This window comes from Pararhizobium sp. IMCC21322, from assembly GCF_030758295.1.
GTDB lineage: Bacteria > Pseudomonadota > Alphaproteobacteria > Rhizobiales.
Genome location: NZ_CP132335.1, coordinates 3,357,943 through 3,371,467 on the forward strand (window position 1 = coordinate 3,357,943; position 13,525 = coordinate 3,371,467).

A 13,525-nucleotide genomic window follows, 5' to 3' on the forward strand; every position below is an offset into this window, starting at 1 on the left:
ATGCATTAAAGTACCAAAATGACAAATCCAATTGAACGTGTACAAACTGGCATTCGCATCGAGAAGCGATTGCTGAAAGTCCTCAAGGGCCTTGCCGAGCAACTCGACATGACATTGGCCGATCTGCTGGAAGGGATGGCGCTGCATTGCTTTGAAGGCAAGCAGCCATTTTCACAGCAGACTTTGCTGAAAATTGAACAATTGAAGGCGGTTTACGACCTGGACCTTACCGCCTCCGACAGTCACGCAATGCAGGAGACAGACGTCCCTTAATCTTCCTGAACGGCTTTCAAATAATTCAGCAGATCAGTCAAATCATCCACAGATAACTCAAATGTCGGCATGTCAGGGTGTCCGACATAAATCCCCTCGGCAAAGGCCTCCTCGAGGTTCTCAACCGGATACAGCCGCGCAATATAGCGAAACGGCACAGCTTCGGGATGCGTGCTCGTGCCCTCCGAGCCGACTTCGTGACAGGTTGCACATCTGTCCTGTGCCAATGTCTGACCTCTGAGCACCGATTTCAACTCGTCATTGTTCAAATGAGACGCGGCGACCGCTGGCAATGCCAGACCGCTAGCAAAGAATGCCGCCAGGCAAGTCACACGTGTAGAGCTTTCAATCCATCCCATATTCTGGCCCGTCCTTTTGGTTGACATTCATTTGTTGTGGGCACCGACATCTGAATCAGAAATGCCCATAAACAAAAGACCCCGCCTTGCCGGGCGGGGCCTTGATGCAGATCAAAATGTCAGAAAAGGCCGTGAGGCAATCAGACTTTAATGGTCGTGATCATGGTCATGGTCATGATCGTGACCATCTTCATCTTCGTCAGCGTTCAGCTCTTCCTTCGTCACGGTCTTGTCCGTCACATTGGCAAGCTCAAGCAGATAATCGACAACTTTTTCTTCAAACAGTGGCGCACGCAGACTGGCCATTGCTTCAGGATTGTTCCGATAATAATCGAATGCCTGCTGTTCCTGACCCGGGAACTGGCGGATTTGCTCGATCAAAGCCCGCTGCAGCTCTTCATCCGTAATCTGAACCTTGTTGTTATCGCCAATTTCAGCCAGCACCAGACCGAGACGAACACGGCGCTCGGCAATCTTCTGATAGTCAGCCCGAGCTTCTTCTTCGGTTGTGTCTTCGTCTTCAAAGGATTTGCCATGTTGTTCAATATCATGGGTAACCTGACGCCAGATATTTTCAAATTCCTGCTCAACCAGAGTTGGCGGCAATTCAAAAGCGTGCATTTCGTCAAGTTGATCCAGAAGCTGACGCTTCACTTTCTGGCGGGTGACACCACCATACTGGCCTTCAACCTGCTGACGAACAGCTTCGCGGAGCTTTTCGATGGATTCCAGACCCAAGCGGGTTGCAAACTCATCGTCCAGCACCACGTCCCCGGGTGCTGCGACATCGCGCACAGTCACTTCAAACTCGGCATCCTGACCCTTAAGCATTTCTGCCTGATAGTCATCGGGAAACTTGACCTTGATGGTTTTTTCGTCACCGGCTTTCGCGCCGATCAGTTGTTCTTCAAAGCCGGGGATGAATTGACCTGATCCCAGCACCAGCATCGCGTTATCGTCCTGGCCGCCTTCAAACGGCTCACCATCCAGCTTGCCAAGATAGGCAATTGTCAGGCGGTCCTTGTCTTCAGCAGCACCTGTCTTGGTTTCGTAAGGCCGATTGCTCTCACCGATTTCCTGAAGGCGCTCATCGATTTCTGCTTCGGAAACTTCCACAACAGGACGCTCAATCGTCAGCTTGCCATAGTCCAGTTCTTCAATGGCCGGTACGATTTCGTAGGAAATCTTATAGGCAAGGTCAGCGTCGCCACTCAGAATTTTATCTGCAGCGCCTTCTTCTTCAGGCAGCTCGATCTTCGGCTGCATGGCGGGTTTTTCGGACCGGTCAGAAATGGCCTTTTGAGAAGACTGGTTCAGCTCTTCCTGCAAAATGTCGCTCATGATGGACTTGCCATACATCTGACGCAGATGCGCAACGGGCACCTTACCTTTGCGGAAACCTTTAAGCTGAACCTTATCTTTCAGTTCATCCAGTTTCGCTTCCATGCGATCTTTCATGTGCGACGCCGGAACCACAATGTCCAGTTCGCGCTTCAAGCCTTCGTTCAGGGTTTCACTAACCTGCATCTTTGTCGTCCTGACGTTTAATTGGCCAGCTGCCCAACTCCGGTTCAGCGGCATTATATTATTGTTTCAAACCTGGATGCTCACATGCCTAGATGATCACATGCATTGATGACCGCATAAAGCGCGTGACCACATTGAACTGGTGCGGGCGGAGGGACTTGAACCCCCACAGCTTGCGCCACAAGAACCTAAATCTTGCGTGTCTACCAATTCCACCACGCCCGCAAAAAGCAAATTCAACCGGTCAGCATCTCAAAGCGATACCAATTTGATCGCGCCTCTATATCAAGCTGTCCGATTGGGTCAACCAAAACCCGCCAAAACGGTGCTTAATTCCGGTTAATCTGCAAAGCAAACAAAGTTCACGCGTTTAAACAGGCATCTAATCCAGACGCCCCACCCGGAACATGCATAATAATTAAGCATCCGCGCGGCAATTGCGCATTATTTAATCAGTAGCTTGCACAAATATACAGCAACCAGCTGAAATAAGATCATTTCATGACACCGATCCAGCATCCAATCGACAGGATGCCGCCATTTTTCGTGACTGATTAATGATTTTTCTGCTAACAAGAAATTGGCATGGTTTTTGCTGATATCCCCAGCATCGGCACACAGTGATCCCTTCCGATCTGTGGAACACATGATATGTCATTACGCTGAGTATTGAGGAAGCGCATGAAAAAGATTGAAGCTATCATCAAGCCCTTCAAACTTGATGAGGTCAAAGAAGCTTTGCAGGAAGTCGGCCTTCAGGGGATTACGGTCTTGGAAGCCAAAGGATTTGGCCGTCAAAAAGGACATACCGAGCTTTATCGGGGCGCGGAATATGTCGTTGATTTCCTGCCCAAGGTCAAAATTGAACTGTTTGTGCCAGACGACATGCTCGAACGCGCGGTTGATGCCATTCGTGATGCCGCCCAAACAGGCAGGATCGGCGACGGCAAGATTTTCATCAGTGACGTGCAGAATGCAATCCGTATTCGCACAGGTGAAGTCGGCGACGAAGCGGTTTAAAAAAACAACTAAATTTTCTGGGGCTTTTCTGATAGAGCCCCTCCACGTCAACTATAAAGAAAGACCAAAGGAAAGCGATCTATGGCAACCGAAAATGACATTCTGAAACAGATCAAAGATGACGACATCCAATATGTCGACCTGCGTTTCACCGATCCACGGGGAAAAATGCACCACGTCACAATGGACGCATCTGTCGTTGATGAAGACATGTTCGCCGATGGCGTCATGTTCGATGGATCCTCCATCGCCGGCTGGAAAGCCATCAATGAATCTGACATGACACTGATGCCTGATGCATCAACTTCTGCCAAAGATCCGTTCTTTCAGGCGCCAACCCTGGCGATATTCTGCGATATTCTGCGATATTCTGGACCCGATCAGCGGCGAAGGCTATAATCGCGATCCACGCATGACCGCCAAGAAAGCCGAAGCCTACGTCAAATCATCCGGCACTGGCGACACTGTATATGTTGGCCCTGAGGCTGAATTTTTCGTGTTTGACGATGTGCGGTTTTCCACAGAACCTTATAACACCGGGTTCCTGCTCGACAGCTCTGAACTGCCCGTAAATTCCTACTCGGAATATGAAGGCGGCAATATGGGTCACCGGCCACGGACCAAAGGTGGCTATTTCCCGGTTCCGCCTGTGGATTCCGGACAGGACTGGCGCGGCGACATGCTGCAGAAAATGAAGGAAATGGGCGTGGTTGTTGAAAAACACCACCACGAAGTTGCTTCTGCACAGCACGAACTGGGCCTGGTCTTCCAGACATTGACAAAAATGGCCGACCACCAGCAGATCTACAAATATGTTGTCCATCAGGTAGCTCATGCATGGGGCAAAACAGCCACATTCATGCCAAAGCCCGTCTTTGGCGACAACGGCACCGGGATGCACTGCCACCAGTCCATCTGGAGAGACGGCAATCCGCTGTTTGCTGGCAATCAATATGCTGATCTGTCGGAAGAATGCCTGTTCTATATTGGCGGCATTCTGAAACACGCAAAAGCGATCAACGCATTCACAAACCCATCAACCAACTCTTACAAGCGTTTGGTTCCAGGTTATGAAGCACCGGTTCTGCTGGCCTACTCTGCACGCAACCGCTCCGCTTCCTGCCGCATTCCGTTCAGTGCATCGCCAAAAGGCAAGCGCGTTGAAATCAGGTTCCCTGATCCGACAGCCAATCCTTACCTTGCCTTCACGGCTCTGCTGATGGCTGGTCTTGATGGTATCAAGAACAAGCTGCATCCTGGCGAGGCCATGGATAAGGATCTTTATGATCTGCCACCAGCGGAACTGGCGGAAATCCCGACCGTTGCAGGCTCCCTGCGGGAAGCTCTGGAATGCCTTGACGCTGACCGCGACTTCCTGAAAGCCGGTGGCGTGATGGATGATGATCAGATCGACGCCTATGTTGAGCTGAAAATGGAAGAGAACATGCGTTACGAACAGACACCGCATCCGGTTGAGTTCGACATGTATTATTCTGTGTAAAAGCTACCAGATATCAAAAATCAAAGGCGTCCTTCGGGGCGCCTTTTTTTTTGGAACAAACCGCTCAATGCACGACACTTGTTCAGGACAACTGCAGGTGGCCGGCTCGGACCAACTTCAGTGAGTTGATGAAATCCATCAGCAGTAGAGATCTGTGACAATGGGCGCCCACAATAAAGATACAACCCGTCAAGATTTTAGATCAACGGAAATTGTGGCTGTTATGTATTACAATACATAGAATAGCAGGAAGAAGAATAAGAATGGCATACCAAAGGCAACTGGTATGAATATCCTAAATTCAATCGCTTTAAAAACTGCCTCATGTGCAGATTTATAATTAACAGCAGCTGGCGAAGCTAATACAATACTAGCTTCGCCAGCTGATGTGGACTTGTCGCCCATATGATCCTCGACACAATACCTGACCAGATCTGAAGGTAACATCGCGCATTAAGGTAAACTTTTGGTTGCCAAAACCGGATCATGAGCTTTTTTTGATTTTTTTTCCTATGGCGCGCAATTCCCTCCACTGCCCATCAGCAACACATGGTTGGCCCGGAAGCGTTCATCCGCAGAAATGCAACAAAAATTGCTCCAATTTGAACGCTCCCGCCACTTTTTGTTCTATCTTTGTCTATAGTTGTGCGACCGAATCACCATGGGACCACAACAGGATATGAGCAACGCAGAGGATCTTTTTGGCAGCGGCACGCCCTCGACTGCCCCCTCATCGACCAAGACACCATCTCAGTCCGCTCCCAGAAAGACGGCCCCGAAAGCGCGAGCAACCGGAAACTTCAGTGATCCGGAGGCCTACACTGCAGCCGACATCGAGGTGCTGGAAGGCCTGGAACCGGTCCGCAAGCGTCCCGGCATGTATATCGGCGGCACAGATGAGAAAGCGCTTCATCACCTGTTCTCAGAAGTCATTGATAACTCAATGGATGAGGCCATCGCTGGCCACGCCAATTGGATTGAAGTGAACTGTAACGCCGACGGGTCTCTCAGCGTCACCGACAATGGCCGTGGCATCCCGGTTGATCCACACCCGAAATTTAAAGACCGCTCCGCTTTGGAAGTCATCATGACCACTTTGCATGCTGGTGGTAAATTCGACTCCAAGGTCTATGAAACCTCCGGCGGTCTGCATGGCGTGGGTATATCTGTCGTCAATGCCCTGTCAGACGTATTGGAAGTCGAGGTTGCCCGAAACAGAAAGCTGTACAGGCAGACCTTCTCCCGTGGCCTTGCAACAAGCTCTCTTGAAGATTTGGGCGACATCCAGAACCGGCGTGGCACCAAAATTACATTTCACCCCGATGCCGAAATCTTTGGGCCTTCAGCCAGTTTCAAACCGGCGATCCTTTTCAAGATGGCGCGGGCAAAAGCCTATTTGTTCGGTGGTGTTGAAATCCGTTGGCGTTGCGATCCAAGCCTTCTGGGTGAAAAGGACACGACACCGGAGCAAGGCGTTTATCACTTCCCAGGTGGCCTGAAAGACTATCTGGAAGATCAGATGGATACAAAACACCGTGTAACCGATAAGATGTTTTCCGGTCAGGCCGGCCGTCGTGGTGGTCACGGATCGGTGGAATGGGCCTTGACCTGGTTTGCCGGTGACGGATTTGTACAATCCTACTGCAACACCGTACCAACGGGCGATGGCGGAACCCATGAAAGCGGATTGAGAACCGCCTTGCTGCGCGGCCTGAAGGCCTACGCCGAACTCACCGGTAATAAGCGGGCCTCTGTCATAACGTCAGATGATGTGATGACGTCCTCAGCAGCCATGCTGTCCGTGTTTGTCCGCGAGCCTGAATTTGTCGGCCAGACAAAGGACAAGCTTGCCACAGCGGAAGCGACAAAAATCGTGGAAGGCGCAATACGTGATGCCTTCGATCACTGGCTGACCGGGTCTCCTTCCCAGGCCTCCAAATTGTTGGAATGGGTGGTAGATCGTGCCGAAGAGCGCCTGCGCCGCCGCCAGGAAAAAGAAATCAACCGCAAAAGCGCCACGCGGAAATTACGCCTCCCCGGCAAATTGGCAGATTGTTCCGGCAGTGCCGCTTCGGGCTCTGAGCTCTTTATTGTAGAGGGTGACTCCGCTGGTGGGTCAGCCAAACAGGCACGAAACCGAAAGACCCAGGCGGTCCTGCCGCTGCGTGGCAAAATTCTCAATGTTGCCAATGCAGGGCGCGAAAAGCTGGCCGCCAATCAGCAATTGTCAGACCTCAGCCAGGCGCTTGGCACCGGCCTGCGCAGCAATTACCGTTCCAGCGAACTGCGCTACGATAAAATCGTGATCATGACGGATGCGGATGTCGATGGGGCTCATATCGCCGCCCTGCTGATTACGTTTTTCTATCGTGAAATGCCCGACCTTATTGAAGACGGGCACCTTTATCTCGCCGTGCCACCGCTTTACCGCATCAGCCAGGGTGGAAAGACACTTTATGCGCGTGATGATGCGCATAAGGACGAATTGCTTGATTCAGAATTCAATGCCCGTGGAAAAATCGATATTGGCCGGTTTAAGGGTCTTGGCGAAATGATGCCTGCTCAGCTAAAAGAAACAACAATGAATCCAAAAACGCGGACGATGTTGAAAGTTCGCATCGAAGACAGCGAAGTTCAAATGACAAAGGACTCAGTCGAGCAACTCATGGGCAACAAACCAGAGGCTCGATTTACCTTTATTCAGGAAAATGCTGAATTCGCCAGCGATTTGGATATATAAGCCCTGTGATCACCGATGTGAGCCGCATCCTGTGTGGCTGACTTAGTAAAAATAAATAAATTACGGCGTATTAATGAAGTTTAAAAAGACGTTTTTTGCAGCAGCATGCCTAGCCATATTGCCATTATCCTTAACGACCACACACGACGCGAGAGCGTCAGAAAGTGTCCAGCGTGCTCTGGAAAGCCTGGCACCCTCGGTTCGGTTCGTGCAATCGGCGGGCCAATGGCGCGGGCCAAACGGACAAATTGGAACACATCGCATTGTTTTGCTGGCCAATCCCGACGAAACACAATCTCTTTATATTCAATGGGTTCCACTGAATAAAGGCGGCCAAAGCACGGCACCCTATGCGTTGGAAATCGATGAGATCAGCAAGCTGAATCAGGAAATTATCGGCGTCTCCGCACAGGTCGGTGTGAGAGGGGAACTGAGTGTGTATCTGGAAGCAGAGCCCACGGATGACCCAAATGTCCCTTATGGGTATGAGCTCTTTTTGAAGGATCGCAATACCTATTCATTCGGTGGGGCAAGTAACTGATAGTTCTTAGATTTGTTGACATTTCTAACTGTTACCCTATGTTGCCGGAAACAATTGACTGACGCTATTAGCGTCGCAACAGATTGGTTCGAAACCCATCTCTGAAAAGCCCCAAATGACATTTGACGAACTTGGACTAAGCCCAAAAGTGCTCGCTGCAGTGGAGCGTGTTGGTTATACAGAACCGACACCCATTCAAGCGGGCGCGATCCCCTACGTTTTGCAAAAGCGCGACGTATTGGGAACAGCGCAGACTGGAACCGGTAAAACAGCCAGTTTTACCTTGCCAATGCTGACTCTGCTTGAAAAAGGCCGCGCGCGCGCGCGCATGCCCAGAACCCTCATTTTAGAGCCGACACGCGAATTGGCGGCACAGGTCGAAGAAAACTTCAAGATTTATGGCTCGGGTCATAAATTAAATGTTGCCCTTCTGATCGGTGGCGTTTCCTTTGACGAGCAGGAAAAAAAGCTGATGCGTGGCGCGGATGTGCTGATTGCCACGCCCGGTCGCCTGCTGGACCATTTTGAACGCGGCAAACTGCTTCTGACCGGTGTAGATATTCTGGTTATTGATGAAGCCGATCGCATGCTGGATATGGGTTTCATTCCCGATATTGAGCGTATCTGCAAATTGATTCCGTTCACACGACAGACCCTGTTCTTTTCGGCAACCATGCCGAATGAGATTCAGAAACTGGCTGACCAGTTTCTGCACAACCCGGCTCGGGTGGAAGTTGCCGCACGATCTTCGGCAGCCCTCACAGTGACACAAAACGTTGTTCATTGCGGATCAAAGCCAGCCGAAAAACGTGCAGCGCTTCGGCATTTGATTGATAATGCCGCCGATCTCCAGAACGCCATCATATTCTGCAATCGCAAACGTGACGTGGCCACTGTGGCTCGGTCGCTGGAACGCCATGGTTATAATGCTGGTGCTTTGCACGGCGATATGGATCAGCATGCACGCATGAAAATGCTCGCATCATTCAAGGATTTGAGTACAAAACTGCTCGTTGCAAGTGATGTAGCGGCCCGTGGCCTGGATATTCCAGAAGTCAGCCACGTGTTCAACTTCGATGTGCCGACACATGCGGAAGACTATGTCCATCGGATAGGTCGGACAGGCCGTGCCGGTCGCAATGGAGCGGCCTATACGCTTGTGTCCAAATCCGATCAGAAATACCTTGATGCCGTCGAAAAGCTCATCGGCAAGCCCTTGATTGAAGTGTCCGAAAAATCGGCTGGCGTGCCACACGGTGCACAAAAAGACGAAGCCGAAGCTGACAAAGAGAACCGAACAGAACAGCCGGAAAGTAGGAAGCCACGGCGCTCTGAGAGAAAGCCTCGACGAGCCGCCACAAAGCCACAACCTGAAGCTGAAAACACGAGTAAATCCACACGCGATACTGGAAAAACGACCGGTCCAGACAAATCAGAAGAGTCTCAGAAGACACGCAGTCCCAAGGGCACGAATCGTCGCAAACAGACGGCTAATGATAATGTGCCGTTTGCAGAAGCTGATCACGTACCGGCATTTCTGCTTCGCTCGGTGAGCATCAACTAGAAGGTGTGTATCTTCTTAACAGCTTTGAACAAATAGGCCTGATTAACCCCGTCTTAAGCGTATCGTCATAACAATTGGTCATGATTATTTGGACGACCGGTTAAATTATGGCTGAGCATGAAGATTTTCGTCGAACTTTGGTGCATGGCGAAGCGGCACTGAAGCAGATTAAACGCTGCGAAGTTCCCGCGTTTCCACGCCACTATGAGCTTTGGTACACCTACTCGGCTGGTTTCGACCAGAAGCTCAACACAGCCATCAACGAAATTCTGCGGACGCGCGGCAAAGTCACACTTGAAGAAACCACCTATTTATATGACACGTTTCTGTCTCCATTCCGTCTGGGAGATAAGCTCGATCAGTTCGGCAGCAACTTCAGCGATCAGATAGAAACCATGCTTGGCAGCATTGGTCAAAGCATGGAAGTGAACGACGACTATTCAACAACTCTGTCGGAACTTTCCAGCGAGCTTGGCGCGGCCAAAAATGCCGGTGCGGTCAAGAATGTTATTCATCAACTTGTGAAAGCAACTGCCGTTGTGCGTGCCTCGCACAAAGAGATGGAAGACCAGTTAAAAGAGTCCCAGTCGCAGGTTGCTGAACTGAAAGACAATCTGGAAGCGGCACGGTTTGAAAACCTTACCGATGAATTGACTGGCCTTGGCAATCGTCGCCTGTTTGACCAGACCATGACGCGCAAGGTGCAGGCCAGTTCAGGTATCGGCACAACCTTCTGCCTGATCATGCTCGACATCGACCATTTCAAACAGTTCAACGATACTTGGGGCCACCAAACAGGTGATCAGGTCCTGAGACTTGTCGGCATGACAATAAAGAACTCCATCTCGGCGCTGAACATTGCAGCCCGCTACGGTGGTGAGGAATTCGCTGTCATTATGCCTGACACCACATTGGATGAGGCAATCATGCAGGCGGATCACATCCGTGAAGCGATTAAGGACAGAAAGCTCCTGAAGCGTTCCACAGGGGAAAAGCTTGGCAATGTCACCGTATCAGCCGGCGTTGCGCGCTATGAACAGGCCGACACTGCAATGACACTGATTGAACGGGCCGATGCGGCGCTCTATTCGGCAAAACGTGCCGGGAGAAATTGCGTCATGTCCGAAAAGGGTGACTTCGACGAAGACCGAATGGTTTCCTAGAGCACTTATTCTTCATGCGGCAATCAATCCGCCACAAGTCCCATTTGCCAAAAATCGGCCTCCAGCCGCGTGGCTTGACCAAAAAGCTTTTCCAGTCTTGGGCGACGGGCCTCTGTTAGCAACTCGTTTGCGTGTTTTTCGAGCGTTGCTGCTGTTGCCTGGGCCACATCCTGATAATCCTGTCCGGAATACTCACTGATCCAGGCCGCGTATGGGTGGTCGGGAGCAATTGTTCCGTCCGCCTGGCCAAATTGGCTCAGAAGATAATTGCCAATTTCCGCATAGCCCAACATGCAAGGTGACAGAGCGACCATCAAATCAAGAATATCTCCGGCCTGACCGGCTTCCAGCACAAAACGCGTATATGCAATGGTCTGGGGCGCCTCAATGCTGTGTTCAAGGTCCGAGCGCGAAAGCCCCCAGTCAGCGCACAGTCTCACATGCAGATCCATCTCAACATCCAGGATGGCCGAAACGCCAGCTGCAGCGGCGCGCATGTCTTCCAGACTGGTAGATTTGTAGACCGCCAGAGCATGGGCCCGTGCAAACTGGATGAGAAACAGATAGTCCTGCACCAGATACGTCTGAAACGCGGCCTTTGGCAGCGTTCCAGCGCCCAGTTGCTCTACAAACGCATGACGCGTATAGGCCTGCCAATCATCGGCACGGGCTGTTTTCAACGTGTCGAAAAAAGGCACGCAGGCGCACTCACGCACCAGGCGTAGCGGCCATCAAAGTGACGGATTCGCCACAGCCACAAGCGGATGTCTGGTTTGGATTTTTAAACACAAATCCGGAGCGCAGCTTGGTCACTTCATAGTCCATTTCAGTGCCCAAAAGAAACAGAACGGCACTTGGTTCGATAAAGACCGAAGCGCCGTCAAACTCCACCTTGTCGTCCTTCGGATCCGGTTCATGCGCCAGGTCAATAGTGTACTCCATACCCGCACAGCCACCTTTTTTGATGCCCACACGAATGCCCGCAGCACCATCTGATCCTGCGGCAATCTGCCGCACTCGATCTTCGGCCGCGTCCGTCAAAGTCAAAACCTGAAATGCACCCATTGGATTTCTCTCTAGAACCAGTTCAACGCCACTTTGGCTTCTTCAGACATGCGCTCAGGTGTCCATGGCGGATCAAACACCATATTCACCTTAACCTGCCCAACACCTGGAACCGAACAGAGCGCATTTTCCACCCAGATCGGCATTTCACCAGCAACCGGACATCCAGGTGCAGTCAGTGTCATGTCCACATCCAGATCACGATCATCGGTCAGATCAACCTTGTAGATCAGGCCAAGCTCGTAAATATCTGTCGGAATTTCTGGATCGTAAACCGTCTTGAGCGCCGCAATAATGTCTTCCGTCAGACGCTCCTGCGCTTCAGTTGACAGATTAGTACCCTCTGTCGCAGCTAGTTGCGGTTGGCCCATGCCATCTTCCATCAGCTTCATATCCACTGCTGGCTTGGCTTCCGGCACGTGAAGCGGATGATCTTCCGGCAGTACCTTATCAACATCATCATTTGTCATAACAACAGCACCTTAGCTAAAGAAACTCTGCGCCTTTGTGATCGCAGCTACAAGCTTGTCGACCTCATCACGCGTATTATAGAGGCCAAACGAGGCCCGGCAAGTTGCGGTTACACCATAACGCGCCAGAAGTGGCATCGCACAATGTGTTCCCGCCCTGACAGCCACGCCTTCGCGATCCAGCACGGTTGCAACATCATGCGCATGAGCGCCTTCAACTTCGAATGAGAAAATAGCTCCTTTGTCAGGCGCATTTCCAAACACTCTTACCGAATTCATTTCACTCAACCGCTTTGCGGCGTAATCCCGCAAATCAGCTTCATGAGCCGCGATTGCGTTCAACCCTATAGACTGCATATAGGATAGAGAAGCGCCCAGCCCAATAGCCTGTACGATAGGCGGTGTGCCAGCTTCAAATCGATGTGGCGGCGGAGCGTAGGTAATGGTGTCTTCCATCACATCAAGAATCATCTCACCGCCACCCATATAAGGTGGCATGGATGCTAGCAGTTCCGACTTGCCATACAGAACGCCAATACCTGACGGACCATAGAGTTTGTGGCCAGTCATCACGAAGAAATCGCAATCAAGCGCCTGAACGTCAACAGCCATATGAACAGCAGACTGGCTGCCATCTACCAGCACGGGAATGCCGCGCTCATGAGCAATTCGGCAGATTTCCTTGATCGGGACAATCGTTCCGGTCACATTCGACATCTGCGTAATTGCCACAATTTTGGTGCGTTCGCTCAGCGCCGCCTCAAACGCCTCAAGATCAAAACTGTCATCTTCCCGGTAGGGCACCCATTTCAGCACAGCGCCGTTGTGTTCCCGGTGGAAATGCCAGGGCACGATGTTTGAATGATGCTCAAATATCGAGAGCACAATCTCATCACCCTCACCGATATGCGCGCCACCAAAAGACTGCGCCACAAGATTGATGGCTTCGGTGGTTGATCGTGTGAAAATGACATTGTCTATTGAGGGCGCATTCAAAAAACCCCGAACAGTCTCTCTGGCCGCCTCATAAAGGTCTGTGGAGGCATTGGAGAGGAAATGCAGGCCACGATGCACATTCGAATAGGTGTCAGCGTAGGCACTCTGCACAGCATCAAGCACAGCGGTCGGTTTCTGAGCCGAAGCGCCATTATCCAGATACACCAGTGGTTTGCCGTAGACTTCCCTTGCGAGAATTGGAAAATCCTTGCGGATTTTCGATACGTCATACGCAGTGTTTGCATCCTGTGGAAGCGTGTCCATTTACAAATGCCCTTTCCAGGTCGCTTTTCTCAAGGCTGTTTT

General features: G+C 51.1%; 11 protein-coding genes, 1 tRNA gene and 2 pseudogenes. 7 read left to right on the top strand and 7 right to left on the bottom strand.

The features are described from left to right. The first annotated feature begins 18 nt into the window (after positions 1-18). Complete coding sequence (locus RAL91_RS15780) at positions 19-273, top strand: hypothetical protein (protein WP_306257217.1); 255 nt, start codon at positions 19-21, stop codon at positions 271-273. Here RAL91_RS15780 and RAL91_RS15785 read toward each other — a convergent pair. The 3 genes from RAL91_RS15785 to RAL91_RS15795 form a co-directional block, all read right to left on the bottom strand. Then, positions 270-632 (bottom strand): cytochrome c, encoded by a 363-nt coding sequence (locus RAL91_RS15785; protein ID WP_306257218.1) that lies wholly within the window; start codon positions 630-632, stop codon positions 270-272. The genes RAL91_RS15780 and RAL91_RS15785 overlap by 4 nt on opposite strands. A 147-nt stretch (positions 633-779) precedes the next feature. Next, positions 780-2,159: a trigger factor gene (gene tig / locus RAL91_RS15790; RefSeq protein ID WP_306257219.1), complete on the bottom strand. Its 1,380-nt coding sequence runs from the start codon at positions 2,157-2,159 to the stop codon at positions 780-782. Positions 2,160-2,299: 140 nt separating this feature from the next. Further along, a tRNA-Leu gene (locus RAL91_RS15795) sits at positions 2,300-2,384 on the bottom strand. 456 nt (positions 2,385-2,840) lie between these two features. On the opposite strand from RAL91_RS15795, the gene RAL91_RS15800 reads away from it, so the two are divergent. The 6 genes and pseudogenes from RAL91_RS15800 to RAL91_RS15825 all read left to right on the top strand — a co-directional run bounded on the left by RAL91_RS15800 (position 2,841) and on the right by RAL91_RS15825 (position 10,688). After that, positions 2,841-3,179 (top strand): P-II family nitrogen regulator, encoded by a 339-nt coding sequence (locus RAL91_RS15800; RefSeq protein WP_306257220.1) that lies wholly within the window; start codon positions 2,841-2,843, stop codon positions 3,177-3,179. 81 nt (positions 3,180-3,260) lie between these two features. Continuing rightward, positions 3,261-4,680: pseudogene (glnA, locus tag RAL91_RS15805) on the top strand (type I glutamate--ammonia ligase). A 679-nt stretch (positions 4,681-5,359) separates the two neighbouring features. Further along, positions 5,360-7,420: a DNA topoisomerase IV subunit B gene (gene parE, locus RAL91_RS15810; protein ID WP_306257221.1), complete on the top strand. Its 2,061-nt coding sequence runs from the start codon at positions 5,360-5,362 to the stop codon at positions 7,418-7,420. A gap of 73 nt (positions 7,421-7,493) precedes the next feature. After that, positions 7,494-7,961 carry a hypothetical protein gene (locus tag RAL91_RS15815; protein ID WP_306257222.1) on the top strand — a complete coding sequence of 156 codons (468 nt, stop codon included), beginning with the start codon at positions 7,494-7,496 and terminating at the stop codon, positions 7,959-7,961. A 115-nt stretch (positions 7,962-8,076) separates the two neighbouring features. Then, positions 8,077-9,172 (top strand): annotated as a pseudogene (locus RAL91_RS15820) (DEAD/DEAH box helicase); the annotation flags it as partial. Positions 9,173-9,632: 460 nt separating this feature from the next. Next, positions 9,633-10,688 carry a GGDEF domain-containing protein gene (locus tag RAL91_RS15825; RefSeq protein ID WP_306257224.1) on the top strand — a complete coding sequence of 352 codons (1,056 nt, stop codon included), beginning with the start codon at positions 9,633-9,635 and terminating at the stop codon, positions 10,686-10,688. A gap of 23 nt (positions 10,689-10,711) precedes the next feature. Here RAL91_RS15825 and RAL91_RS15830 read toward each other — a convergent pair whose 3' ends face one another. The 4 genes from RAL91_RS15830 to RAL91_RS15845 all read right to left on the bottom strand — a co-directional run bounded on the left by RAL91_RS15830 (position 10,712) and on the right by RAL91_RS15845 (position 13,483). Further along, positions 10,712-11,386: a TenA family protein gene (locus RAL91_RS15830; protein WP_306257225.1), complete on the bottom strand. Its 675-nt coding sequence runs from the start codon at positions 11,384-11,386 to the stop codon at positions 10,712-10,714. A gap of 10 nt (positions 11,387-11,396) precedes the next feature. After that, positions 11,397-11,753, bottom strand: coding sequence for a Fe-S cluster assembly scaffold SufA (gene sufA / locus RAL91_RS15835; RefSeq protein WP_306257226.1), 357 nt, complete (start codon positions 11,751-11,753; stop codon positions 11,397-11,399). Positions 11,754-11,764: 11 nt separating this feature from the next. Next, positions 11,765-12,124 carry an SUF system Fe-S cluster assembly protein gene (locus tag RAL91_RS15840; protein ID WP_306262965.1) on the bottom strand — a complete coding sequence of 120 codons (360 nt, stop codon included), beginning with the start codon at positions 12,122-12,124 and terminating at the stop codon, positions 11,765-11,767. Between the two features lie 111 nt (positions 12,125-12,235). Beyond that, positions 12,236-13,483 (bottom strand): aminotransferase class V-fold PLP-dependent enzyme, encoded by a 1,248-nt coding sequence (locus RAL91_RS15845; RefSeq protein WP_306257227.1) that lies wholly within the window; start codon positions 13,481-13,483, stop codon positions 12,236-12,238. Positions 13,484-13,525 lie beyond the last annotated feature (42 nt).